We start from the raw sequence: 23663 nt of genomic DNA, 5'->3' as shown, positions 1-23663 counted from the left end.
TAAATAAAGTCTCCCCCAATGAGTTAAGTACTTGCTTCTTACCGTAAAATTTAAGTAATTTCATGCAAAATCAAGTGTCTGATAACAAATCTAGCCAACAACCTGATAACTCCTGGATCTTAGAGCTAGGTAAAACGGTTATCTTGAGTATCTTTCTTGCTCTAGGAATTCGTACCTTTGTCGCTGAAGCACGTTGGATTCCCTCTGGATCAATGGAACCGACACTGCATGGTGTACCAGACCAATGGAAGGCAGACAAGATTATTGTTGATAAGGTGAAGTACAAATTTGCTACTCCTGAACGGGGAGATATAGTAGTATTTTCACCAACTGAGGAACTACAAAAAGAACAGTACCAGGATGCCTTTATTAAGCGAATTATTGGTTTACCTGGAGAAAAAGTAGAACTTAGGGATGGCAAAGTCTATATTAATAACAACCCCCTCCAAGAAAATAAATATTTATCCCCTTCTGTGCGTACAGTTGTCGATGTTTGCACATCAGGACCGCAACCTCCTTTTTTAGCTACACCGGAAACCATACCACCCAATTCATACTTAGTGTTAGGTGACAACCGTGGTAGTAGCTATGATGGTCGTTGTTGGGGTCTAGTTCCTCAGAAAAATATCATTGGTCGTGCTGTAGTCAGATTCTGGCCGCTTAATAATATCGGAGCTTTAGACAAGTCACCTTTGTATCCCACTTCCAATCCTTAAACCTACATTCCGCTATAGCTATAAGCTATAGCGGTGAAAATAATTATAAAACTACTATTTGATTTTTGTTGGTGTAGCCGGCGCTTCGGGCTTACAGACACGTAAAGTGGATATAGCTAGGTACAAAGCAAACAGCGCACCAAACCCTTGATAAGGGATTTGGTCATTAGGGACTTGCAATTAAAAAATATGCCAATTTGTAGTATAGATGTAGGGGTTTAGCAGTGCTAAACCCTTAGTTGTGTGACACACCACCGAAAAAAATTGATAATTTATTTTTTGGTACTCCCTAACACACCCTACAATACTTATAATCAAGCTATTCTATTTGATAATTGCTCTTACCAATTTACCCTAACTTAGGGAAGTTTGAATCTGGGAGTCTTCCGTTGTACAAAATAAAATTTCATGATTAAAAAAATTCATCATCTTCCCAAAGTCATAACCAAACCTTTCCGCAAGTCATACTATCACCAACCTGGAACTTTACCAGGTACAATCATCATTAATGAAAATGCTGAACCACCAAATATTATTTTGATTGACTACAACCAAACTACTTTAATCCGTGAACAAATAACTAACCCAGAAGATTGCGCCAATTATTTGGATACAGAATCTGTTTCTTGGGTAGATGTACAAGGTTTAGGTAATCAAGATATTTTAGAAAGATTGGGTAAAGTCTTCGATTTACATCCTCTTGTTTTAGAAGATGTTGTCAATATGGTAGAGCGACCAAAAATAGAAGATTATGAAGACCAGTTAGTGATCATTGCTCGCATGGTAATACCAAAAGAACAAGGCTATGGTTTTTATAGTGAACAAGTTAGTTTAGTCTTGGGTCAATATTATTTACTCACTGTTCAAGAAGAGCCAAAATATGATTGTTTTGAAGGAGTAAGAACGCGAATTACTAAAGGTAAAGGCATAATTCGTAAACAAGGATCAGATTATTTAGCTTATTGTTTATTAGACGCAATTATTGATGGATTTTTTCCAATTCTAGAACTTTATGGAGAGCATATTGAAGAATTAGAAGAAGAAGTAATAGTCAAGCCTACTCCACAAACCTTACAAAAAATATATCAAATCCGACGAGAATTACTACAATTACGTCGAGCAATTTGGCCTCAACGGGATACAATTAATTTTTTGATTAGAGATAGCAGTGAACTGATTAGTGATGAGGTAAGAATTTATCTGCGAGATTGTTACGATCATACAGTGCAAGTAATGGATATGGTCGAAACTTACCGAGAACTAGCATCTGGATTAATGGATGTCTATCTTTCAGCGGTTAGTAATAAAATGAATGAAATCATGAAGTTCCTAACAGTGGTTTCATCAATTTTTATTCCCTTAACTTTTGTAGCTGGAATTTATGGCATGAATTTCAATACAGAAAAATCTCCATACAATATGCCTGAACTGAATTGGTATTGGGGCTATCCATTGTGCTTGGGGTTAATGGCCATAATTGCCTGTGGATTAATATTCTTTTTTTGGCAACGGGGTTGGCTTTCAAATTCAGTAAGGATGAAACGAAATTCAAAATAATTAATTGGTAATTAAATAAAAATATTCAAAAATATTCAGAAGGAGTTTGTATTTAGGTTTATGGCAGTACAAAATGGCGACCAAAATCTCATTGTTTTGACGGTTTATATTCTGGGTGTGTATTACACATTCAATCGGATGATTGAATCTATTGATGATATGGTGATGCTAAATTTTGAAAAAGGTATCGTTGATCAGCAATTGAAAGAGCAAAATCTCCAAGACCAAGTAGGAATTTCTTTTAAAACTGGAACGTATTCTTTAGAAAAGCTGAAAGATGATTTGAAGGAGATGTCTATTAGCATTGAGAATAAGTCAGAAAGTTTAGCGGTATATGTTGACTGGGATAATAGCTCTTGGGTGGTTGAACATACTAAACAATCCCGCCGTGTAATTCGCAAATCACCAGACTTAATCCGCGATTTAGCAATACCACAAGTTCCGACCATTATTGCCCCTAAGAAAACAATTTCTGAGACTATTACCGCAGAAGATGTTTTACAACGAGATAAAGAAACGGGAACATATAAAACAGGTTCTCCATTAATTAATATAGTTGGGCTAAAGGATCAAAAGCCTTTTAAGGGTTTGTACAAAGATTTTATGGATGGTAAAAAAAAGGTGGAATTTTCTCTGCAATTGGTGCTAAGGATATCTGAGTTGCGTGTTGGTTTAGCTCCTGGTGTGAATGTTCCACCGATATCAATTATCAATTGTCCCTTCACTATCGAAAAACTACATTGGAGTTATGCCTTACCTTGGAATAAAAAGAAGTCTTAATCATCCGCACAGAAGGGGCTATCAAGGCTTAAACTGGATGTAGGGGAGAGTAGGCGCAGGCAGTTGCAGATCAGTTGTCATGACTGGTTTGAGGAAAGTCCGGACTCCCGAAAGACCAAACTTGCTGGATAACGTCCAGTGCGAGCGATCGTGAGGATAGTGCCACAGAAAGATACCGCCAGGAATAGTAATGGGTGATGGGAAAAAACACCAATTACCATATTATCAATTAACAGTTCTTGGTAAGGGTGCAAAGGTGCGGTAAGAGCGCACCAGCAACGTCGAGAGGCGTTGGCTCGGTAAACCCCGGTTGGGAGCAAGGCCGGAGGAACTACGGTTGGTCTTTTACCAGTTCCGTAAGTAAAGAGCCGCTAGAGGCGTTTGGTAACAAGCGTCCCAGATAGATAACTGCCCTCGCAAGAGAACAGAACCCGGCTTATGTCCGACTCTCTCTTTAAACGAATTATGGATGTTTATTTTCCATAGTTCGTTTTTTATGGTGGTGGCTTTCAGTTTTTTGGGGAGGAATAAACCATGAACTGTCTGAATCAGGATTTACAGGATTAAAGGATTTACAGGATTTTAGGGTTAACCATTGCTTTGATAGCTTGGTCAAAAAAGTCAATTACAGAACGTCCTTGACGGCGACTTTTTTTGTATAACCGTCAATAAATTGGCAGTATTTTGAAACCGCTCCATAGAACGAGAACCGCTACTGACTTTTCATTTTGTCACGGCTAAACGTAACGTTCGTCCGGCTAAATTATTATCAGGACAATAGTTTGAGACACTGAGTACACTTTTTTTTTGGCTCAATTGTGTAATACTGCATCACTGGCTTGGTTATAATTTTTAACAAGACTGGCGTTAAGCGTAATTATCGCACAAGGATTTCAGATTTTCACGGATAGTGGCTCTTTACGAACAAACTCTTTATATAGGAAGAGAAATTATAAACTCTGTCCCTTCGCCTAGAACAGAATTAACTGTGATTGTACCACCGTGTTTTTCTTCAACAATTTGACGGGCGATCGCTAATCCTAATCCCGTACCTTTACCGACTTGCTTGGTAGTAAATAAATGGTCAAATATTTTTTCTTGGACTTCTGCTCTCATGCCTTTGCCATTATCCGCAATTGATATTTTTACGGATTGATGATCGATGATTGATGTTGTGATTGTGATGCAGTTAGGATAAGCTTGAATCTCTGCAAAACTCTTACCAATATTTGCTTCTTCTAACGCATCAACAGCATTAGCAAGAATATTCATAAACACCTGATTTAATTGCCCAGGGAAACATTCAATTTGAGGTAAATTACCGTAGTTTGTGACAACTTCAATAGTGGGACGTTGTTCGTTAGCTTTCAGACGATGTTTGAGAATAAGAATAGTGCTATCAATACCTTCGTGAATATTAAACGGTACTTTGTAATCGCGATCGGCACGAGAGAAAGTGCGAAGTGAGGTACTGATGTTTTCCAGCCTGTCGCAGGCGCTCGTCATCGAATCAAGCATTTTTGGCAAGTCTTCTAAGCTATATTCCAAGTCGATTTCTGACTCGTGGTCAAGAATTTTTTCACTCTTATCGGGTAAAGTTTCTTTATAAAGTTTTAAGTGTTCCACAAGATCAGAAATAGTGGGTTTAGCTTGTTTAATACTGACAGCAATAAAACCTAAAGGATTATTCATTTCGTGAGCGACACCAGCAACTAAGTTACCCAAAGCAGACATTTTTTCACTTTGGATCATTTGTAATTGTGCTTGCTGTAAGTTATGTAATGCCTGTTCTAGCTGTTGGGCATATTCCTGAGAACGCTCATAAAGTCGGGAATTTTCCAAAGAAATTGCCGCTTGAGCGCATAGCAAGTTAAGGAGTTCGATGCGATCGCTTGTAAATGCCCCCATTGTTAAATTATTTTCTAGATATAAAATGCCCATCAACTTACCTTGATGCAAAATCGGGCTGCACAAGATACTTTTCGGCTGCTGACGTATGATATATGGGTCGTTGGCTAAAGTCAGATCGGCACTCGCATCAACTATTACAGCAGTCTGCCTATTATGTTTGACTTTGTAAATCAGCTTGTGGGGAATTTCCTGGCTATCTTCAATGGGAATAGGCCGCAAGACAACTGGCTTTGAACCTGTGGTAATTGACCCTTTGATTAACAGGCGTTCAGTTTTGGTATCGCCTAGCGAATCGTCTAGCAACAGCATGAACACGCATTTATCAGCCCCAGCATTTTCAATAACGATCTCAAGCAACGATGAAAGCAATTTTTCAAATTCGATTTCACCTGAGATAGTATGAGAAGCTTTGAGAATGGCAGCTAAATCTAAAGCCACAGATACATTAGTACTGTGGGAAGTGCTGGAACTGATGGATGTAACATTTGGCAATGAGAAGATTGTGTCCCTAGTGGAGAAGGGAGTATGAGTTTGCTGGAGGATAGGGGCTAGCAATTGTGGATAGCGTCTTTCCAGATCGGCAATTTTGGCTTTTGCACCCCATTTTACGTAACAATAATAAGCTTCTTGTATATAGCCTGCGGCGAATTTTTCTTTGCCCCATTCGAGGCAGAATTTGCCTGCAAGTTCGTTTGCTAAGGCTTCTTCTTGGAGGTAACCATTGACTTTAGCTCCAGAAATAGCACCATCGAACAGTTCAATTGCTTCTGTTTTCTGTCCTGATAAAACGCTTAAAACTGCATTCACGAGATCATACTTATGAGCAAAGTTTTCAGGACAACTAGCTGCCCATAGACTCAGTTGCGCTTGGTTTGATTTAACTTTTTGGATATAACTATTGTCTAAACCTAGAGAATGACTCCGACAGTATTCAGCTATAGCAATAGATTGATAGAAATTGATAGCTGCAACCTGATATTTTCCAGTAATTGTACCAACGAGGTCTTCAGCCCCCTGAGCCGATTCCAATGCCTCTTCATAGCGCCCGTAAAAACATAGAATTTTAGTTTTTAGGAGCAAATAGTGGCAAATTGCATAATCACTGTTGTTTATTTTACATACTTCAAGATGCTGCTGCTCAGTCGGGATATCCTCAGCAGGACTAGCTGTAAGTTCAGCAAGCGCAATGTTTAATCCAGAGATCACATCCACAGGAAGCTGATAATTAAGTTTCTTGGCACAAAATTCTAAATATTCAGGAATATTCTGCTGAATTTCTAATAGGCTTTCTCCGGCATAAAATGAATTGAGCAGCTTGTACATCAAAAGATTACCTGAGAAAACCATCTCCCCAGACTGTAGCCCAGCCACTAATCCTCGATCGAAAATAGGCCCAGAGCAACGCAAGGGACGCACCCAAGAAAGCAGATTATTCCCCAGCATATAGCAAGCTTTGCATAGATTATCTGCTTGCTTAAATCGTTTGGCTAAACTTTCTGCCAGAACTCCAAATTCATAGCCAGATTGATACTCGCTCTGATAATATCCGAGATACATTCCATAGGCTGAAAATCCGTTTCCTGATTCAGCTATTACGCCAAAATTGAGAGATACTGAAACCATCGATAGCGCCACAACAAAGTATAGCTCTCCCTTTTCTAGAACATAAACTGGTACTATTAAATTATTTAATATTTTGATAATCAGGCGTTTTTCTGGATCTGTGGACTCTGGTTCATCGACTAGCTGCTCTACTGTGCGATCGCCTAATTTCAATTCAATCTCACGTTGGTAAGATTCAAGTTTCTCTGGTAAGTCTATTTCTGATAAATCAAAATTCAAGCAAGACAATGCCTTTTGTCCATACTGAAGTGCTTGGAGGTACTGACCTTGCAATGTGAACATCAGAATCGCTAGGTTAAACGCTTCAGCTCTTTCAATTTGTTGTCTTGCAAAGCTAGAGATCGCTTCTACAATGGCTAGAGAAGATTGAAAATCTCCAGACAAATACTTAACTTCTGCGAGATTGAAATAAACATCTAAAGTCTTCTCATAACATTGCTGCCAACTATCGGGAGGTAATAAGCGTTCAGCTACCGTAAAGTAGGTAACAGCAACCCCATAGGCAGTAGACTCTTTAGCCCTTTTCCCGGCAATCAAGTTTAGCTGTAAAAGTTCTGAGCGTTCTTCTTGGCTTTGATGCATTACAAAGCCCTCATTTAAGTGATTGACGATCGCAAAAATTTTGCTGCCTTGTTCTTCTGGCGAAACATTAGCAAGGAGAAGTTTGCCAATTTGGAATTGAGTTGCTTGTCTCAAAGTCTCAGGAATGAGAGAGTAAGCGGCTTGCTGCACTCGATCGTGTAGAAACAGATAACTAACAGTAATGTTATCAGCCGCTTCTACATCATGTCCCTTTCCCTGGAAAAACTTGTAGGTTGAGTTTTCTGGAATCACTAACCCCTCTTGAAGCGATGGCCACAAATCTGCGGCTACACTATCTTGAGTAGCTTCACAGACTACTGCTAATGTTTCTAAATCAAATCGATTACCAATGCACGCCGCTAGCTTTAATACTTGCTGTGTTGCTTCTGGTAGTCTCTGCAATCGTCGGATCGTAAATTCCACAACATCATCCGTTAGAGCCAACTGTGTCATCTGTGTTAAGTCACACTGCCAATAGCCGGAGGAACGATTGAAAATAATACATTCTTCCTCGTGCAGTCCGTACAAAAACTGAATGGTGAAAAATGGATTTCCCTGAGTTTTTTGGTAAATCGAGTGCGAAAGCGGTGCAGCAATATTATTTGAACACTGCAATGTATCGGCAACTAAATAGGTAATATCTAATTCATTCAAAGCAGCCAACATGAGAGTATTGAGATTGACACCACCTTTTCTAATCTCATTCAGGGTTAGCATCAGCGGGTGGGCTGGAAAAACTTCATTATCCCGATAAGCTCCGAGTACGAGTAGATAGCCTGCTTCTGACTCGCTCATCAACAATTTCAAAAGGTTCAAAGAAGCGGAATCGGCCCACTGTAAATCATCGAGGAAAATCACTAAGGGATGTTCTTTTTTCGTAAATACCTGAATAAATTTGCCAAAGAGCAGATTAAACCGATTCTGAGATGCACTACCAACCAACTCAATTATCGGGGGTTGGGAACCAATGATGTATTCTAGTTCGGGAATGACTTCAATCAGAACTTGTCCATTTTCACCAACAGTAGCCAGGATTTGCTCCTTCCAGTGAGCTAGTTCTATATCGGATGCACTCAGGATTTGTCCCATCAAGCTGCGAAAAGCTTGGACAAAGGCTGAAAACGGAATATTGCGATTGAACTGATCGTACTTTCCTTTGATGAAATAGCCGCACTGTCGGGTGATGGGTTTGTGGACTTCATTCACCACCGCAGTTTTGCCAATACCAGAGAAACCAGCCACCAGCATCAGTTCAGAACTGCCGTCAGCAACACGCTCGAAGGCTTTGAGTAAAGACTGAACTTCATTTTCCCGTCCGTACAGTTTGTCGGGGATAATGAAGCGATCGCACACATCCCTACTTGCAATTTCAAAATTTTCAATTTTACCCAAAACTTGTAACTGATGTAGACAATTTTCTAAATCAAATTTCAGTGCCAAAGCATTCTGATATCTATCTTCAGCATTCTTCGCCATCAATTTACTGACAATTTTTGATAGTACAGATGGAATTTCTGAATTAATTTCGTGTACTAATGGTGCGATTTTGGCAATATGAGAATGTACCAACTCCATTGGGTCGTTGGAAACAAAAGGTAACTCTCCTGTAAGTAATTCGTAGAAAGTTACGCCGAGTGAGTAGAAATCTGTGCGATAGTCAATCCCTCGATTCATTCTGCCTGTTTGTTCGGGGGAAATGTAACTTAATGTTCCTTCTAAGACATTAGGATTGATGAGGGTTTGGGTTTCCCTTGGTAATAAAGATGCAATACTAAAGTCGATTAATTTAACTTGTTTAGTTTCAGGGTTAATTAATATATTGTTAGGTTTGATATCTTTATGAATAATTCGCTCTTGATAGAGAATATCTAAGATGTTGCACAGGGTGATCGCTATCACTAAAAATTTTTCTAAAGATTGTTGGGTTGCTCTAGTTCCCCACTCCTTAAGAGAAATCCCCCCAAAGTCTTCCATAACTAGTGCATAACTATTTTGGTAAGGTTCTAGACTGTAGTTTTGGACTATCAGGGGGGAGTTGAGATTTCTGGCAATTGTGTACTGGTTGCGAAACAACAAAAGTTCGTTAAAGCTGGGATAAGGATTTTTCAGTAATTTAACGACTACTGGTTGTTGATCAACTTTTCGATAACCTCGATAAACTTGGGTTCGGGAGCCATTATAGAGTTCTTCGCTGATGCTATATCCGGGAATATTCTCAAGAAAAGTGCTAGTCATACCCTAAATCTTTAAAATGTTTGGATTTAGTATTCCCAAATGATTGAATGAATTCTCCATATAAGCGTAAAAACTTATACTATCCTGTTTCATAAATAATTAAAATGATTGGTCTATCACCAACTCCGAACACAAGTCCGGAAAACTGTAAACAAGAAAGAGAGAGCAACAGCAGGCATTATCGATAGTCAAACGGTGAAAACAGCAGAACAAGCCGGACAAGTGAATGGTTATGACGGATGTAAGCGAATAAAAGGCAGAAAGCGGTTTATTCTAGTCGATACATTAGGGTTGCTAATTTCGGTCATTTTCACTGAAGCCAACTTTCGCTAACGATTAGGGGGTGTAGCTGTAATGATGAAAGCAATAGAAGATAATGAAAACTTGGTGGTTATTTGGGTGGATGAAGGTTACAGTGGCAGGAATTTTGAGCGAGTGATTCAGCAACTATCTCATACGAGAGTTGATGTAGTGCGTCGTACAGAGCCAGGGTTTAAAGTATTACCTAAGGAAAAGTAGAGCGAACATTTGCGTGGTGGAATAAATATCGTCGTTTGAGCAAAGATTATGAATTGTTACCTGAAATAAGTGAGTCTATGATCTATACAGTTATGATTCGGCTAATGTTAAAAAGGCTGATAAAATCTCAATCGGTTGCTTCATGATTTTTTACAAACAGTCTCTTATATGATGACTTTTTTGATGAATAGATTTTAAATTACTAACGTGATATTTCTGCTAAATAACAAAGGTAAAACCCCACTAATAGATATAATCAAAAAAATAATAAACTAACAAATAATCCTCCTGTTTATACAAATGAATAACCCCCATCAACAACTACTCTAACAAATAGATTTAATGCTTCGCGCCCTCTATCCACTGTTGTATATAGTCGGAGTCGAAGAAGAAGCAATAGAACAAGTCCTCCAACAAGTCACCCAAATATCCCAGACACCACGACAGCTATTATTATGGGATATCATTACCGGTTGGGATGACAACGGAAGCGATAAAGTTTCTGTCATGAGTGCATTATCAAGAATTACCAAAACCCCATAAAATACAACCACAATATTTGTATTGTGAGGCATACATTTTAACCTCAAAAAACCTGACACAGAAAAAATGCTCACGTAATTCGTGCTATTAAAAACCTGACGCGACAACTCTAACGCACACGCTAAACCCTCATCCTCACTAGTCATAACATTAGCTATTCCTCCAGAACTGCAAGAAGAAGTCACAGTTATTGATTTTCCCGACTAGAATACGGCGCTTTTATGAGTGTTCTAACCCTATCGCAAATTCTAAAAATTGATAAAAATGCTGGTACAGTAACGTTGTTAACAAAAAACTGACTTGTATTTATACTTCATAATTAATGTTAAGTTAGGATTTATTAGCCCTTTTTTCTACACTTAACTGAATGTCCCGCGTTTATCCTCGCCGTCAACGGCAACTTGAAAGTTTAGTCCAAAAGTTAGGTTTGTCAAAAGATGAACCGATAAAGTGGCCATTGCTTGACTTGGCGCTAACTCACGCCACTGTTTCAGACTCGGCAAATTATGAACAGTTGGAGTTTGTGGGTGATGCGGTGGTACGGCTGGTGGCTGCTGTGGTGTTATGGGAACATTACCCTGATTGCTCGGTTGGTGATTTTGCGGCTATTCGTTCGGTGTTGGTGAGCGATCGCATTCTTGCCCAATTAGCAAGAGGATATGGTTTAGAATTATACTTACTTGTTGCTGGTAGTGCTACTGCTGATCATGTTGGTCAAGAATCACGTCTCGCAGATGCTTTTGAAGCAGTTCTGGGGGCGCTTTATCTCAGCACTCACAATCTCGACCTCATTCGCCCTTGGTTAGATCCCCACTTCCAAGAACTAACGACAGAAATTCGTCTTGACCCGGCTCGACTCAATTATAAAGCGGCATTGCAAGAATGGACTCAGGCACAATTTAAAGTTTTGCCAGAATATAGAGTTGTGGAAGTTAATCAACCCCACCGCACTCATGAACGTTTTGTCGCTGAGGTTTGGTTACATGAGAAAATGTTAGGACAAGGTAAGGGACGCTCAATTAAAGCCGCTGAACAAGCTGCTGCTAAAATAGCTTATTCGGCAGTTACCGAAGATGTGACTAATGACTAAAATTAAACTTGCAGTTATCGGTGTTGGACGTTGGGGAGTGCATTTGCTCAGAAATTTTCTGTCACATCCCCAAGTGAGTGTGGTGGCGGTTGTAGACCCGCATTTAGAACGATTGATGGTTATAAAAGAACAGTTTAATTTAGATGAAAATATATTATTAACAACCGACTGGCAGCACGCGAAGGAGATAGCTGGACTAACAGCAGTTGCGATCGCAACTCCAGCTAATACTCACTATGCCTTAATTAACGACTCTCTCCAACATGGATATCATGTTTTAGCAGAAAAACCCATCACTCTTGACCCAGAAGAATGCCGAAAACTTTGTCAATTAGCTGAACATCAGCAATTGATACTCATGGTTGACCACACTTATTTATTTCACCCAGCAGTACAAAAAGGTCAAACTGTAGTTCAAGCTGGTCAGTTAGGCGATTTACGTTATGGCTATGCTACCCGCACCCATTTGGGGCCAGTTCGGCAAGATGTTGATGCACTGTGGGATTTAGCTATTCATGATATAGCCATCTTTAACACTTGGTTAGGTAAGTTACCTGTGAAAGTGCAAGCAACGGGTACAGTTTGGTTACAGGAGACTGGGGAAATAGTAGGAAAAACTACATTACCTGAAACCCAAGGTTTAGCTGATTTGGTTTGGGTAACGCTGACTTATCCAGATAATTTTCAAGCATATATTCACCTCTGCTGGCTGAATCCTGATAAACAGAGACGGTTAGGGATTGTCGGTAGCAAAGGAAGTTTGATTTTTGATGAAATGTCTCCTTCATCACCTTTAACCCTGTTACATGGGGAGTTTGAGCAACAGGGGCATAAATTTATCCCAGTGAATCAATACCAGGAAGTACTGGAACTAGAAAAAGGTGAACCATTGGGACGAGTATGCGATCGCTTTATAACCTCTATTCTCCACAATACACCTTCACAGGTTTCCTCTGGTTGGGTAGGTAGAGAGTTAGTAGAAATTCTCACCGCTTTGACAAAATCTCTGAAGCAAGGCGGCAAAACTATCAACATAATTCCTAATTAGGGTTTGCTTAATAATAAACCTAAAACATAGATATATCAACAGTTTCAGGCTGAAAAAGTTGGAGAAGGTGCAAGAAATAAGCGATGAAAGCATTCATTTACCGTTCATTTACCCAGATTTGAGAATATTCTGATCTCCTTCTAATTCTTCTTCCTGACTCCTGACTCCTGACTCCTAGCCTTATTTAATAGCTATATGTTGTATATCTGGCGTTGTATTCATCTCTCCCTTTGAAGAAGAATAAATATTTACAGATTGATCTTCCTGCAAGTTAGAATAACTGTTTCCTTTCAGTTCATTATTACCTAAATCTCCCTTTTTATCGGAGTTCGGTAATAGAGATATATCAATTAAAGGTAAGATAATTTGCACAGTTGTACCTTGGAGAGAACCCAAACTTTCCAAAGTAATTTTTCCTCCCATCAATTCGATTAAATTCCGAGAAATCGCCAATCCTAATCCAGTACCTTCAAACTTCCGTGCGCTTGTGCCACCTACCATTACAAAGGGACGGAATAGTTTATGCTGCTGTTCAGGATCAATACCTATACCTGTATCTTTCACTGAAACTATCACATAAAAGCTGCCATTAATCTGCTGAATATCAGTACTAATTATGATGCTACCCTGGTCTGTGAATTTAGTAGCATTACCAATAATATTAATGAGAACTTGTTTGAGTTTTCCTTTATCTGCCTTCACTGGTAACAGTTCATTACCTAGCTCACATTTTAATTGTAATCCCTTTTGCTGCACATTAAGTGATTGTAAATTAATCACCTCTAGTAATAATTGCCGCAATTCCAGAGGTGCTGTCACAACTGAAAGTTTACCTGCTTCAATTTTAGAAATATCGAGTAAGTCATTAATAATACCTAACAAATGAATTGCCGTATCATCAGCTCGTTTGAGAAATTCTAATTCTTCTTCACGACTATCACACAAATCATCTCTAACTAAGCGAACACAGTTAATAATAATATGCAATGGGTTTCTTAATTCATGGGAAGTTGTCGCTAAAAATTGACTTTTAACTTGGTTGGCTGATTTGGCTTCTTTCCAGGCTATTTCTAATTCTTCTGCCCAAGCTTTGAGTCTTTCAACCATTTGATCTAACGCTTGAGCCAGTTGATTAAACTCCCGGATTTTAAAGTTACGGGGAATTGGTTGGGCAGCGTGGTGACTGTGAATATTTAAAGCATAGTCTCTAAGTTCTTCTACAGGCCCAGCTAAATAGGGAGCTAAATAAAAAGATGCCAATAAAGTAGTGCCAATTAAACCAACTGTTAAGACAATAAGGATAAGTTTAATTTCTTCTAATCCATACAATGCATCTTGGACACTAGCAACAGCTAAAATAATCCATTTTTGTTGCTGCTGTTGTGTTAGGGGATTAGGAATCGCTGTATAACCGGCAATTGATTCCTTATTTTTTTGTAAATTCAGCTTGATTGAATCATTATTTCCCTTAATAGCATTTTTCACTAAACTTTGTAGTTCTTCAGCATCTGAGTAATTTTTAATATTAGTTCCCACTCTTTCTAAAGATGGGTGTGCTAAAATAGTACCGTCTTCAGCAATGACTACTAAAGAACCTATCAAAGAGCCTGTTTTATTTTCAATTTGTTGGTGTAATGTAGTCTGAAGAATTAAGGCGTAAGCTAAATTTCCTCGTTTATTATAAACTGGAACTGATAAAACTAATTGCAGTTGATTTTGGTGATTTCGTTTACCAGTTGTGCCTGGTTTTGGTGGTAAAATAGCTGTGATTTTAACTTCATCGTTATTAAAAGATAATGGCAATTGCTCAATGGTTTTATCACCACAACTACTAGCAATAATTTCGGCTCTTTGGATATGCTTGAGTTGAATACAATCAATTTGGGTTGGTAATTGTTGCGCTAACTGTGTGAGAAATTTTTGGGCTGGAGTTGATGAACCAGACTGAATCACTCTTGTTTGACTAGCACTCAGTAAATTAGTTTTTAGTGCTGCGATCGCATCAGTAATTTTTTCCCCTTTATGGATAGCACTTTCTGTTAAGTTTTGCCGAGCAGTATTCAAGAGGCTAGAACGTGCTTTATTCAGTGCAGCCATCTCCCCGATTAATAAAACTGGGACAAATAGCAGCAATATTTTGGTTACTAAAATCCGCCGGAAGGATGATTGAAAATTAGGCATCTATTGTCTCACTTCGCATCTGCAAACCACAACAAAAAAGATATGTAATTAGATCGGCTAAATGAGACATTGTATTAGTTTATGAAAACTTTATTGTAACTTTTAGAAAATATCAAACTGTGATTTGCTAAAAAGAAACTTGATATACCAAAACTCTGATTAAGTAGATTTAATAATGATTTGTGTGGCATATCCATCCAGGTATGAAATTAACCAACATTTTCTTGTATGCAGGGATTTTTATAAAATCAACACACTGAGAAGAGAAAGATCAAAATTATTAAACCAACTAAATGGTTCAATATATTCCTCATACAGAGTAGTTTTGGCCACAAGTGCAGATGGCAAGATAGTTGATTTGAGGCGAAATCACCTGCTCGGTTTAACTCAGGGACTGACAAAACACACCTGGAAAAACAAATTGCTGTCTCTGATGCCGTTCTATTTGGTGTTGTTATGCTTTATGCCTACGGTACAACACTTGCAGTATTACGTCCAATACTGCTGCAACAGAGAAAAAAAATAAATCTCCTCAGCTAGTTCATATAGTGTTTTCGAGTTCTGAAAACCTCAATCCGGTTAAATCCTGTCCACAACCAGGTTGTTAAATGCTGGTTAGTTACAAACTCCGAGAAGTTTAGAGTTCTGCAACAATCAGTGTGATGGATTACGCTAAAAAAAGCTTTAGCTAACTCCTTAGATATTCAAAGTAGATATTTAAACCCACACGATGGTAAAACAACTCAAACCCAACTATTCTGTCGTTTGGACTAACAAAATTGCCGAAGTTCCCCAAGCAGCCTGGGATGATTTGGCTATGCCACTGCAAACCCCTTTTTTAGAGTGGGAGTGGCTGAATAATATGGAAACCTCCCACAGTGCTACGGCAAATGCAGGTTGGTTGCCAAATCACCTGACATTGTGGCGAGATAGAAGCTTGGTTGCTGCTGCTCCACTTTACCTGAAAGGGCATAGTCAGGGCGAATTTGTCTTTGATCATCAGTGGGCAGAGTTAGCTTCTCGCATTGGGGTAGAATATTATCCGAAACTTTTGGGAATGGCACCCTTTACTCCTGCGGAAGGCTATCGCTTTTTAATTGCACCTGGGGAGGATGAAGAGGAAATCACGGCAATGATGTTGCATGAAATTGACTCTTTTTGCCTGAGAAATGGCATTTCTGGCTGTCATTTTCTCTATGTTGATCCCCAATGGCGACCTGTGTTAGAACGTCAAGGTTTTACGCCCTGGTTGCACCATAGCTATATTTGGGAAAATTCTGAATTTAAAACTTTTGATGATTATTTGGGAGTGTTCAATGCTAATCAACGGCGGAATATTAAGCGGGAACGCAAAGCTGTAGATAAAGCAGGTTTACGTCTGCAACGCATTGACTGGTGAAGAAATTCCGAAGTCGCTGTTTCCGTTGATGTATGATTTTTATGCTGATACCTGCGATAAGTTTGGTTGGTGGGGTAGCAAGTATCTCACAAAGCGATTTTTTGAGCAGTTATATACTAATTATCGCCATCGGGTGGCGTTTTTTGCCGCCTATAGTGAACAAGATGATCGCCAACCAGTGGGGATGTCATTTTGTTTATTTAAGGATGATAAACTATATGGGCGATATTGGGGGAGTTTTCAAGACATAGATTGCTTACATTTTGATGCTTGCTATTATGCACCGATTGAATGGGCGATCGCTCATGGCATCCAATCTTTTGACCCTGGTGCAGGGGGTAGACACAAGAAACGGCGCGGTTTTCCAGCTAAACCAAATTATAGTCTCCACCGCTTTTACAACAATCGTTTGGGGCAAATACTGCGCCCCTATATCCTGGAGGTGAATCAAATGGAAGCAGAAGAAATGAAGGCCATGAATGCAGAGTTACCTTTTGCTGCCAAGAGTCCAGAATAAAAATATAGTTCCAGCTTGTAATTTTTAAGGAAAAGGTAGCTTAAGAATTACACTGGAAATGTAATGTAAAAAACTGTTGAAATAAGTTCTCTTTTTAGAATTGGTATGGATTTAATAGTTGATGATTTAGCCGCAATTGATAATAAACTTTCTCAGCGTCATATTGACCTTGATCCTGCTGGATATTTCATTATTTATGTGGATGAAAATGCGAGGTTAATTTATGCCAAGCATTTTACAAATGTGATTGATGAACGTGGTTTAGCAGTAGATCCTGAAACAGGTCAGGTAATTCCAGCACGGGGAAAAGTAGAGAGAATTCACACCACGGTATATTCTGCGCGAACAGCAAAAGAATTGTGTGTGAAGATTTTTGAAGAAACTGAACCCTGTCCGATAACTATGTTCGACCATGCGGCTTATCTGGGACGGGAATTTGTCCGCGCTGAATTTGCCTTGGTGAACGGAAAGGAATACGTACAGGATTAGGGACTGGAGATTGAGGTTTAGGGACAGTTATCAGCAATCTCTGGTTACTGTTCACAGCCTCCAATCATGCCAACATCTTAAAAATAGTCGCCATTGGTAGATAGAGTCTTAGGGGTTGGCTTGGAAACGGGGTAAACTGATGATATTCGTAAAATGCCTGAACCTGTTCATTTTTAGCATCTACCACAATCGCCATTGAAGCCACTTCATTATTTTTGCTGCGGTGTAAAGCATCAAATAACAGAAAAGTACCTAAACCCTGACCTTGATAATATTTATCAATTGCCAATCTTCCCAGTAATGTAGCTGGAAGTAAGGGATATTTGGGCAGTTTTCGGATAATATCATTAGGTAAATCAGTTAACTCAATGGCAGTTGCAGCCAAGGTATAATAACCAGCAATACGTTGTTGTTGCAAATCCTGCAAAATAAAAACTGCTGTCAAAAAGCGGAGCAAATCTTGTCTAGCTTGCTTTTTTAAATAAAGGTCAAGTGCTTCTATCCCACAACAAAAATCATCTCGGTTGTGTTCAGAACTGAGCGGTTCAATAATGTAGTTAAAGCTAGGAACTGTCATTCTAATTCCATTGCTTGTTTGTATTCAGCAGCAGCTTTCATCATCCGCTGATTAGGTTCAGGGGGATTAAGAAGTGATGCCACAAATGCTTGAGAATCTTCTAAACTTAACTTAATGCGAGTATGTTCTTCAATCACTCGACGGGCTTGAGCTTGGGCGCTTCTGACTACAAAGTCAGTCAAAGTTGTTCCTTCAATTTCCGCTGCTCGTTGTAAGAGTTCCTTTTGCTCAGAGGTTAAACGAGCTTCTAAGCGTTCTTTTTTGGCTGTTTGAGATTGTTCAGTATTCAACATGAATTTGATTGATCTCCACTTTCCCTTATTGTACGTCTATATTCCGTACTTAACATGAGGAATGGGTAATTGGTTAGAGTTGGAATCCAATCCCCAATCCCCAATTACCTATGCCTCATTTGATGGCTGATTGATTTGATAGATGTAGTAAGTAGCCATTGGGATCACAGTGGCAGCAATTAATAATCCCACAACCCAAGCTGTAGCATTACCTTGATCAGTATCTTCAGCTTTTGTAAATGTACCTTCTACCTGTATAGTTTCTACTACTTTTGGAGGGCCTGGATCTGGTTGACCAGAGATGACAGCAACCAAGCGATCGCTCACATCAATAAAAGCTTGGTTATATTTATTACCATTTCGTAATGGAACACCCAAGGTTTCCTCAGCGACACTATAAGCTATAGAGTCAGTCAGAGTAGACTTGACTTGATCCCCGCTAATCATAGCCGCGTTATTAGTAACAGTATCAATCACCAATAAAGATTGATTTGTTTGCGCTTCTGGGGTAGGAAACCATTTTTCAAATAGTCCTTTAGCAAAACTTTCTGGCGTTTCCCCATAGTCAAGACGGTGAACAGTGACGATTCTAACTTCATTACCAGTATCCTTTGCCAATTCCTTGAAAGCGCCACTAATTTGACCTTCATTGAAACGGCTAATAACGTCACCTTGATCTATAATCCAGGTATCCGGGGTCAGGTTAGGTATTTGATACACACCTGTAGCCAAAGCTGGTACAGCAAACAGAGAAGTTGCCATCATCATCACCATTAAGGGTAAAATGAGGCGAACAAAGTATTTTTGCATACTAAATAATTGCTTGAATAGCTGTTTCATTGGATGAATCCTAAGACAGTATTGCAATCAAAATACTACAGAACCTATACCAAAAGCATCTTATCTATAGATAATTAATTCTAAGCCGCTTGAGTCCACCAACGAAAACTAACAAAAAACCTCTGCGTAACTCTGCGCTAACCTCCGCGTTCCTCTGCGTTAACAAATACAATAATGACCATAATCTTAACTAACGACGACGGCATCGACGCACCTGGTATCCAAGCCTTACTCAAAGCTGTAAAAGGGAAAAACGTAATTATTGCTGCACCGCAAGAACATCAGTCAGGCTGCGGACATCAAGTTACAACTACTAGTCCCATTAATCTACAACGTCGTTCTGAAGTTGAATATGCTATTAACGGAACTCCCGCTGATTGTGTGAGAATTGCAATAACACAAATAGATAAAAATGTCAAATATGTCCTCTCAGGTATTAATGCTGGAGGAAATTTGGGAGTTGATGCTTATATATCTGGTACTGTCGCTGCTGTCAGAGAAGCTGCAATGCACGGTATTCCCGGAATCGCTATTTCCCAATATCGCAAAGCCAAGCTTAATTATGATTGGGAATTAGCTGCTAAATGGACATCAGCAATTTTGGCTGATTTACTCCCACGTCCTTTAGAACCTGGCAGTTTTTGGAATGTAAATTTGCCCCATCTTTTACCAGATAGTCCAGATCCTGAGGTGATATTTTGTCAACCTTGCACCAAACCTTTACCTGTTAATTACCGGATAGAAGGTGATAATTTTTATTATGTAGGGGAATATGGTAAACGCAGTAGAACTCTAGGTAGTGATGTGGATGTGTGTTTTTCTGGAAATATAGCAATTACTCAGTTAAAGGTTTGATTTAAAAGTTTACGTTTCTTCATCTACACTTTGTAGCAAAGACACAATTTTATTTACAGTTTGTGTCAATTGACTAATTTCTTGGAGTGAATCTTTTTGAGACTCAGCCAGACTTTGTACAGCATCACACAAAGCAAAAATTTGATAACCTTGCTGCTGTACTTGTTTCCCTTGAGCCTCCACTTGCAAACTCAGCGCATCTACTCTTTGAGCAAGACTATCAATTGTCTCAGTAGTAGAAAGTACCGCTTCACCGATTTGCTCAACAATTGATTCTAATCTACTTATTTTAGCTTCGACTGCTGTTGAAATCATTTCCTGTCCACCCCAATTTTGAGAAATCATCATAGTAATACGGTTAATATTCATCAAATAATTTCATAATCAGCACTAAATTGTGTTAATCGAGATTTAAAAATCAAATAGAAATACCATTTATAGCTATGCTATTTGATTTGTGAATCTACGAATGATTGAGGATTACTAAATCCTGTAATCTGTGGTTGTTTGGTAAAAATTTTAACTTTTTTTGCTGAAATAGTTGGGATGTTGAAAAATAATACTAAGTGGGTAATTGTTTAAACATTCTTTACAGACAATTACCAACCTATTTAAAAGTGCTGAGTGCTGAGTTATTTATAACTTTGCCATTCCCATTTTCCATAATAGTTTACTGTCAATGGTGGCATAGCTGCGCTTAAAGCCAGCAATAGCAGGACGTTGAATCCGTGCAATTAATTTCACTTTTTTACTCAGCACTCTCTACTCAGCACTTGGAAATATTTTGGTGATTATCGAAGTTGCAAAAACTACCCTAGAAGTATTTTCTTGATCTTAGATTACTGCGTTGCCCAAAAATACGATACCTACAGCAGAAAAAGTTAACCCAATCCAGCGAATTGTTTTCGGGAAAATCTGGTTAATTGTTGCCTTACTGATAATTACGCCTATTTTCCTGGCACTCATGACAATCACGGTTTGAGTTAAAGTAACACCAATCACATAAAGTACTAGAGTTACCATTTCTGCACCTAGGATTGCTTGACTATCAACGTAACCCTGAGATAAACCAGCTATTGCACTAATTGCACCAATTAAGATACAAGCTAACCTGCTGTTTGGAGTAGGCAGGACTAATATTACACCAAAGGTAATAGTGCAAATAGCCAATACTATTTCCGCACCGGGTAAATTTAGCTGACACAGATGAATTAATTGTCCACAGAAAGCAGCTAGTAAAAAAGATACACTTATCCAAATACCACGTGCAAACTTGGCAGAGAGTAAACCGATAGCCACTATAGCAGCTAGACGATCTAAGCCAATCACTGGATCTGCAATCCCCCAAATAAACCCTTCCCAACAGTTAGAAATGGTATGCTGCACTGGCGCTCCACCGGATGAACTCAGTAGACTAATTAAGATTAAAGCAGCGATACCACCCAAAAGACGATACTGTTTAGAGATGGGAGGGTTCCCAGAATCAGAGGAAGTTGATAATGCAATTTTGAACATAATTATAGCTCAAATTAATCTTTTCGGTAATTTATATCACTTTAATCCTCTCATCCTCAAAAAAATTAATGTAGTCACATAGATTTACCAGAAAGCTGATCAGATACGCGATTGATTTACTTGTGCGATCGCTCAGTAGTAGTCACCGATTGGCTAAAATAACAAAACAGAGTCGATTAAAATGCTATAACTCAGTACCATCCCGTATCCTTGACTACTTCCTCAAACATTTATCTTCCCTGAATTAAATTTTATGTCTTCTTCCAATCCCAAATCTGACAAACGCTTTGTCTACCAAGAATTTGGTAACGGTAGCTCACCCGCACTAGAACGCGCTGTAGAACGTGGAATCCAAGATTTACCCCCAAACCAGCAAAATGTAAGAATACAAGCTACTCGTGCTGGACGCAAAGGTAAAACTGTGACAGTAATTACTGGTTTCCAAACCAAACCAGAAACCTTAGCAGCTTTGCTGAAACAGTTAAAAGCCCAATGTGGTACAGGTGGTACTGTCAAAGAAACCGAAATTGAGATTCAGGGCGATCATAAGCAGAAGATTTTGGAGATTTTAATTAAGCTTGGTTACAAAGCTAAAATCAGTGGTGGTTAATGAGTGCGGTTTACCGTATCATCTCAGGAATCGTATTTACAGAGCATGATGTTAACTCTAGAGATGTCAAAGATTAATAGGAGGCTGAAATGGATTTAGTACGGATTTTATGCGCGGTTTTTCTGCCACCTTTAGGAGTATTTTTGCAAGTAGGTTTCGGTGCAGACTTTTGGATTAACGTTGTCTTGACTTTATTCGGCTATTTCCCTGGTATTATCCACGCAGTTTGGATCATTGCAAAGAAATAATTATTGTGGAGAGGTAGGTTGGATTTGCCTATCTCTCTATATTTTCACTAACTTAAAAATCTCACAAAAAGCCAAAATATGAAAATAAAGCATCCCATTAATTTTCATAAAGGTTTAACTTTCCCCATTGTGTTGGCATTAATGGTCTTATACCACAATTTTACTATTGGAGCTTGGGTTTATCTTACCCTTCATAGTACTTATGGTTTTCTTTGGTTAATAAAAGATAGTATCTTTCCAGATAAAAAATGGGAGCAAGAAATTCCCACTGTGCAAGGAATTATTACCTTTTTTCTACTTGGCTTGTACTGGATAGCACCATTTATTCTCATTAGTAGCGGTACTGTTCCACCTTTACCATTAGTAGCTGCTGCTATTTCTTTGAATATTGTGGGTGTGTTTTTACATTTTACTAGTGATGCCCAAAAATACTATACACTCAAGTATAAAACTGGACTAATTACAGAAGGTTTCTTTGCCAGATGTCGTAATACTAATTATTTAGGAGAAGTATTGATTTATCTGGCATTTGCTATGTTAGCTCAACATTGGCTACCTTTCCTAATTCTTGGGTTATTTATAGCTATGGTATTTGTTCCCAATATGAACAAAAAAGATAAATCTCTATCTCGATATCCTGAATTTGAAGAATACAAAGAACGTTCTGGGTTGCTGTTTCCTAAACTATTGATTTCTAGAAATATTCAGGAAGAAGAAACTACAGCATAACAGCAACGAGTTTGTCCACAACTAAACACACAACCATACAATTTACTGTCACCAGAGAGAGTTTTATGAACTACAAAGCTATTACATTAGCTGCAATTTTAGGAATTTCTACACCTGCAATTATTGATATGGCTATTCCTAATCAAGCTATAGCTGTGCAAAGATTTGATTACCCAGCCGGGGAATTTAGAGATAAAGATTGGATAGTAAATTTATCTTTTAGTAATAATGTTTATTACTATTACGGAGAGAACCGTAATAATAATTCTAATATCAATTTGTCTGGTGCTGTTGCTTCGGGAAATAAACAACGTCAAGTTTACACATGGAATAATAATGGCTTGAAATATCAAGTTACCTGGCGACCAAGTGATCCAAATTTTATTCGTGTTGAGGTCATTAGACCTAATGGTAGGGTGATTTTAAATCGGGTACTTAAAGCCGTTAGCAATTAAGTTTATTTATTGGTAAATAGGTAATAGATGAAAATTTATTACCTATTTTTTTATGGGGTTTTGTTGGTAAAGCTATCTAACGACTGTAAGAGGGTGTTTGAAAAGTTTCGGGTAGTGATTTTAGACACTCAATGATCCCCCCTAACCCTTATTAAGAGGGGAACTAGAGTCAAAGTCCTCCTTTTTAAGGAGGATTTAGGAGGATCTAAAGTTTTTAATACATCAGCAACCACTTTTCAAACATCCTCTAAGAGCATTTTCATATCTGATTGTAACAAATTATGACCCTGTACCTGTAATATTCCCCTAGCCTTAACCCTCAAGCTGTTAGGAATGGGTTAATATACATTT

Annotated in this window: 20 protein-coding genes, 1 other RNA gene and 3 pseudogenes; 16 read left to right on the top strand and 8 right to left on the bottom strand. The window is 38.6% G+C overall.

Going from position 1 to position 23663, the window contains the following annotated elements; translation table 11 throughout:
* The first annotated feature begins 62 nt into the window (after nt 1-62).
* The 4 genes from lepB to rnpB all read left to right on the top strand — a co-directional run bounded on the left by lepB (nt 63) and on the right by rnpB (nt 3507).
* Nucleotides 63-716: a signal peptidase I gene (lepB, locus tag ACOWPH_RS26250; protein WP_015213050.1), complete on the top strand. Its 654-nt coding sequence runs from the start codon at nt 63-65 to the stop codon at nt 714-716.
* A 408-nt stretch (nt 717-1124) separates the two neighbouring features.
* Entirely contained in the window at nt 1125-2273 is a 1149-nt protein-coding gene (gene corA / locus ACOWPH_RS26245; protein WP_015213049.1) for a magnesium/cobalt transporter CorA, read from the top strand.
* Between the two features lie 60 nt (nt 2274-2333).
* On the top strand, nt 2334-3053 hold the full coding sequence (locus tag ACOWPH_RS26240; protein ID WP_015213048.1) for a hypothetical protein: 720 nt from the start codon (nt 2334-2336) through the stop codon (nt 3051-3053).
* A 46-nt stretch (nt 3054-3099) separates the two neighbouring features.
* Nucleotides 3100-3507: RNase P RNA component class A (rnpB, locus tag ACOWPH_RS26235), an RNA gene on the top strand.
* A gap of 118 nt (nt 3508-3625) precedes the next feature.
* On the opposite strand, the pseudogene ACOWPH_RS26230 reads toward rnpB, so the two are convergent.
* Nucleotides 3626-3827, bottom strand: a pseudogene (locus tag ACOWPH_RS26230) (IS66 family transposase); the annotation flags it as partial.
* 159 nt (nt 3828-3986) lie between these two features.
* Nucleotides 3987-9404 (bottom strand): trifunctional serine/threonine-protein kinase/ATP-binding protein/sensor histidine kinase, encoded by a 5418-nt coding sequence (locus ACOWPH_RS26225; protein WP_015213047.1) that lies wholly within the window; start codon nt 9402-9404, stop codon nt 3987-3989.
* Nucleotides 9405-9512: 108 nt separating this feature from the next.
* On the opposite strand from ACOWPH_RS26225, the gene ACOWPH_RS26220 reads away from it, so the two are divergent.
* The 5 genes and pseudogenes from ACOWPH_RS26220 (at nt 9513) to ACOWPH_RS26200 (ending at nt 12604) form a co-directional block, all read left to right on the top strand.
* A complete protein-coding gene (locus ACOWPH_RS26220; RefSeq protein WP_081593660.1) occupies nt 9513-9737 on the top strand; it encodes a transposase in 225 nt (74 codons plus the stop codon).
* A 159-nt stretch (nt 9738-9896) separates the two neighbouring features.
* A pseudogene (locus tag ACOWPH_RS26215) lies at nt 9897-10069 on the top strand (transposase); the annotation flags it as partial.
* Nucleotides 10070-10265: 196 nt separating this feature from the next.
* On the top strand, nt 10266-10466 hold the full coding sequence (locus ACOWPH_RS26210) for a hypothetical protein (RefSeq protein WP_042464564.1): 201 nt from the start codon (nt 10266-10268) through the stop codon (nt 10464-10466).
* A gap of 367 nt (nt 10467-10833) precedes the next feature.
* Nucleotides 10834-11556 carry a ribonuclease III gene (rnc, locus tag ACOWPH_RS26205; RefSeq protein ID WP_015213046.1) on the top strand — a complete coding sequence of 241 codons (723 nt, stop codon included), beginning with the start codon at nt 10834-10836 and terminating at the stop codon, nt 11554-11556.
* Complete coding sequence (locus tag ACOWPH_RS26200) at nt 11549-12604, top strand: Gfo/Idh/MocA family protein (protein ID WP_015213045.1); 1056 nt, start codon at nt 11549-11551, stop codon at nt 12602-12604. Before rnc ends, ACOWPH_RS26200 begins: the two co-directional genes overlap by 8 nt.
* 180 nt (nt 12605-12784) lie before the next feature.
* Here ACOWPH_RS26200 and ACOWPH_RS26195 read toward each other — a convergent pair whose 3' ends face one another.
* On the bottom strand, nt 12785-14785 hold the full coding sequence (locus ACOWPH_RS26195; RefSeq protein WP_015213044.1) for a sensor histidine kinase: 2001 nt from the start codon (nt 14783-14785) through the stop codon (nt 12785-12787).
* 730 nt (nt 14786-15515) lie between these two features.
* On the opposite strand from ACOWPH_RS26195, the pseudogene ACOWPH_RS26190 reads away from it, so the two are divergent.
* Together ACOWPH_RS26190 and ACOWPH_RS26185 are read left to right on the top strand one after the other, a co-directional pair.
* Nucleotides 15516-16701, top strand: a pseudogene (locus tag ACOWPH_RS26190) (GNAT family N-acetyltransferase).
* A gap of 105 nt (nt 16702-16806) precedes the next feature.
* Nucleotides 16807-17190, top strand: a complete 384-nt coding sequence (locus ACOWPH_RS26185) for a DUF4346 domain-containing protein (protein ID WP_015213042.1) — start codon at nt 16807-16809, stop codon at nt 17188-17190.
* 64 nt (nt 17191-17254) lie between these two features.
* Here the strand turns inward: ACOWPH_RS26185 and ACOWPH_RS26180 are convergent, their stop codons facing one another.
* The 3 genes from ACOWPH_RS26180 to psb32 all read right to left on the bottom strand — a co-directional run bounded on the left by ACOWPH_RS26180 (nt 17255) and on the right by psb32 (nt 18900).
* A complete protein-coding gene (locus tag ACOWPH_RS26180; protein ID WP_015213041.1) occupies nt 17255-17767 on the bottom strand; it encodes a GNAT family N-acetyltransferase in 513 nt (170 codons plus the stop codon).
* Nucleotides 17764-18060, bottom strand: a complete 297-nt coding sequence (locus ACOWPH_RS26175; RefSeq protein ID WP_015213040.1) for a DUF1778 domain-containing protein — start codon at nt 18058-18060, stop codon at nt 17764-17766. The genes ACOWPH_RS26180 and ACOWPH_RS26175 overlap by 4 nt, the downstream gene beginning before the upstream one ends.
* Before the next feature lie 108 nt (nt 18061-18168).
* Nucleotides 18169-18900, bottom strand: coding sequence for a photosystem II repair protein Psb32 (psb32, locus tag ACOWPH_RS26170; protein WP_015213039.1), 732 nt, complete (start codon nt 18898-18900; stop codon nt 18169-18171).
* Between the two features lie 174 nt (nt 18901-19074).
* On the opposite strand from psb32, the gene surE reads away from it, so the two are divergent.
* Nucleotides 19075-19755: a 5'/3'-nucleotidase SurE gene (gene surE, locus ACOWPH_RS26165; protein WP_015213038.1), complete on the top strand. Its 681-nt coding sequence runs from the start codon at nt 19075-19077 to the stop codon at nt 19753-19755.
* A gap of 9 nt (nt 19756-19764) precedes the next feature.
* On the opposite strand, the gene ACOWPH_RS26160 is transcribed toward surE, so the two are convergent.
* Both ACOWPH_RS26160 and ACOWPH_RS26155 read right to left on the bottom strand, forming a co-directional pair.
* On the bottom strand, nt 19765-20124 hold the full coding sequence (locus ACOWPH_RS26160) for a hypothetical protein (RefSeq protein WP_015213037.1): 360 nt from the start codon (nt 20122-20124) through the stop codon (nt 19765-19767).
* Nucleotides 20125-20589: 465 nt separating this feature from the next.
* Nucleotides 20590-21270, bottom strand: a complete 681-nt coding sequence (locus ACOWPH_RS26155; RefSeq protein WP_015213036.1) for a HupE/UreJ family protein — start codon at nt 21268-21270, stop codon at nt 20590-20592.
* Nucleotides 21271-21523: 253 nt separating this feature from the next.
* On the opposite strand from ACOWPH_RS26155, the gene ACOWPH_RS26150 reads away from it, so the two are divergent.
* The 4 genes from ACOWPH_RS26150 (at nt 21524) to ACOWPH_RS26135 (ending at nt 23312) form a co-directional block, all read left to right on the top strand.
* Entirely contained in the window at nt 21524-21880 is a 357-nt protein-coding gene (locus ACOWPH_RS26150; protein ID WP_015213035.1) for a translation initiation factor, read from the top strand.
* Between the two features lie 89 nt (nt 21881-21969).
* Nucleotides 21970-22128 carry a YqaE/Pmp3 family membrane protein gene (locus ACOWPH_RS26145; RefSeq protein ID WP_015213034.1) on the top strand — a complete coding sequence of 53 codons (159 nt, stop codon included), beginning with the start codon at nt 21970-21972 and terminating at the stop codon, nt 22126-22128.
* Nucleotides 22129-22206: 78 nt separating this feature from the next.
* Nucleotides 22207-22857: a methyltransferase family protein gene (locus ACOWPH_RS26140; protein WP_015213033.1), complete on the top strand. Its 651-nt coding sequence runs from the start codon at nt 22207-22209 to the stop codon at nt 22855-22857.
* Between the two features lie 65 nt (nt 22858-22922).
* Nucleotides 22923-23312, top strand: a complete 390-nt coding sequence (locus ACOWPH_RS26135; protein ID WP_015213032.1) for a hypothetical protein — start codon at nt 22923-22925, stop codon at nt 23310-23312.
* Nucleotides 23313-23663: the final 351 nt, after the last annotated feature.

Source organism: Anabaena sp. PCC 7938 (assembly GCF_049315035.1).
Classification (GTDB): Bacteria; Cyanobacteriota; Cyanobacteriia; order Cyanobacteriales; family Nostocaceae; genus Anabaena; species Anabaena cylindrica.
This window is presented reverse-complemented; position numbering and strand designations above follow the sequence as displayed.